2 protein-coding genes and 1 pseudogene are annotated in these 2,304 nt (G+C 75.9%); all 3 read right to left on the reverse strand.

Annotated elements, in window-relative coordinates:
* Positions 1-267, reverse strand: a pseudogene (locus PINTE_RS20995) (hypothetical protein); the annotation flags it as partial.
* 8 nt (positions 268-275) lie between these two features.
* Positions 276-1,319 (reverse strand): VWA domain-containing protein, encoded by a 1,044-nt coding sequence (locus PINTE_RS21000; protein ID WP_068434493.1) that lies wholly within the window; start codon positions 1,317-1,319, stop codon positions 276-278.
* A partial coding sequence (locus tag PINTE_RS21005) for a DUF58 domain-containing protein (RefSeq protein ID WP_217996678.1) occupies positions 1,316-2,304 on the reverse strand: 989 nt, incomplete at its 5' end. The genes PINTE_RS21000 and PINTE_RS21005, both read right to left, overlap by 4 nt.

A 2,304-nucleotide genomic window follows, 5' to 3' on the forward strand; every position in this document is an offset into this window, starting at 1 on the left:
CGTGAACCGTGCGTAGCTGGGCCGTTCCGCCGCGACCGGCCGCCCGGGTGCCCGCGGCTCCACCACCGGATCGACCGGCTCGTCGACCGGCTCGACTGGCTCGACCGGCCGGCTGGACGGCATCCACCAGGGCTGCGCGGCGGTCGCCGGTTCGGTCTCCGGAGCCGGGTCGGCCCGCTCGCCGGCCACGAAGTCCGGGCCGGCGGGTCGCCCCAGACCCGGCCAGTCCGTCCGGTCCGATGGGCGTTGCGGCTCGTTGCTGGTCACGGTCGCTCCTACGGCAGCCGGGCGAACCAGCGCAGCGACATGGCCGCCGCAGCCAGGGCGATGAGCAGCGCCGCCGCCGTCAGATAGGGGGTGAGTTCGCGCGGCTCCGTGCGCCACCCGATCGAGGAGCCGATGTCGTCGTAGACCTCCGACAGCTCGTCTCCGCTGGCCGCCTCGTACGCCTGGCCGCCGCTGTCCTCGGCCAACCGGGCCAGGGAGTCGGTGTCGGCGGGCACGGGGATCACCCGGTTGCCGATCTCGATGACGCCGTTCGGGGTGCCGTAGGCGATCGTCGACACCGGAACGCCCGCCTCCCGAGCCGCGGCCGCCGCCGACTCCAGGCTGCGGCCGCGCACGTTGGATCCGTCGGAGAGCAGCACGATGCGGCCCGGCACCGACTCCGCCCCCGCCGGCGGTTCGCTCCCGTCGGGGGCCTGCGGGGCGCCGGGGACCCCGGGGGCTCCGGGCGCTCCGGGCGACGTGGGCGCCGCTCCGGGTTCGGTGGGTTCGGGTGCCATCGCGGCGATCTGGTCCAGGGAGGTGAACACGGCCTCACCGATCGCGGTGCTGTCGCGCAGCGTGAGGCTCTGCAGCTCGCGGACGACGGCGTCGCGGTCGGTCGTCGGCGTGGCCATGACCATCGCGTCGCCGGCGAACGCGACGACGCCGACGTTGAAGGTGTCGGGCAGCTCCTCGACGAAGGCGCTCGCGGCGTCGCGGGCCGCGCCGATGCGGGTGGGTTCGACGTCGGTGGCGTCCATCGAGCGCGACACGTCGACGGCGATCATCACGGTCGCGCGCTCGTGCGGCACCCGGATCTCCGCCTCCGGGCGGGCGGCCGCGACGGCGAGCACGAGGAACGCGGCGAGCAACGCCGCGGCGGGCGCGTGGCGGCGCCAGCCGGGCGAGGCGGGCGCGACCTTGGCGAGCATCGGCAGCGTCGCGAACCGCACCGCGTACCGCGACCGGCGCCGCTGCGCGATGACGTAGGCCACCGCCAGCGCGATGACCGGCAGCAGCAACAGCAGCCACCACGGCGACAGGAAGGTCATCGGGGCATCCTCCGGGGATGGGTGGCGGCCCGGCGCCGGGTCACCACGAAGCGGGCGAGCTCGCGCACCCAGTCGGTGTCCGTGCGCAGCACCACGTGGTCGGCGCCGCACGCCTGCACGCCCGCCGCCACGGCGGCGCGGTGCTCGGCCGCGGCCTGCGCGTACCGGCGACGCAGCTTCGTGGAGGTCCAGACCTCCTGGCGCGCACCGGATTCGGGGTCGGTCAGCAGCAGCAGCCCGAGGTCGGGCAGCTCGAGTTCGCGCGGGTCGAGCACCTCGACGACGATGACGTCGTGCCGCGACGCCAGGCGGCGCAGCTCCCGCTCCCACGGCAGCGGCCGCTCGCTCGACCCGTCGGGCTCAACAAAGTCGCTGATGACGACCCGCAGGCCGGGCCGGGGCACGCGGCGCTGCAGACCGACCAAGCCCTGCGCGAGGGTCGGCCCGGGCGGGCCCGGCTCCGGGCGGCCGTTCTGGTCGTAGGCGGCCGCGGCGTGCGTGATGCGGCGGGCGGCCACCCGGCCGGGCAGCGCCGGCTGCCACGTGACCCCGCCGGGGGTGAGCCGGCACAGGCCGATCCGGTTGCCCGGACCGTCGGTGAGCAGCGCGACGACCGCGGCGGCGAACGTGGCCAGGTCGCGCTTCTCGCAGCGGGCGGTGCCGAAATCCATGCTCGCGGTCTCGTCGACCAGCACCCACGTGTCGAGCTCGTGCTCGGCGCGGGAGCGCCACACGTGCGGGTCGCCGGTGCGGGCCGTGACGTTCCAGTCGATGCGGCGCACGTCGTCCTCGCCGGGGCGGTAGCGCACGACCTCTTCGGGGTCGCTGCCCGAGCCGAGCCGCACCCCCACGTGATCGCCCTGCAGCAGCCCGTCGAGGTGGCGGCGTACGAGCAGGTCCAGGCTGCGGAACGCCGCGGCCGGGTCGCTCGGCATCCCGTCGGGGAAGGAGCCGAGACGGCCGGGTCCCGTTGCGGGGCCACCCG

Source organism: Piscicoccus intestinalis NBRC 104926, from assembly GCF_001515525.1.
Classification (GTDB): Bacteria; Actinomycetota; Actinomycetes; order Actinomycetales; family Dermatophilaceae; genus Kineosphaera; species Kineosphaera intestinalis.

Bases quoted from the DNA above. Each gene is read 5' to 3' on its own strand.
- PINTE_RS21000 (WP_068434493.1), bottom strand. From the start codon at position 1,319: ATGACCTTCCTGTCGCCGTGGTGGCTGCTGTTGCTGCTGCCGGTCATC.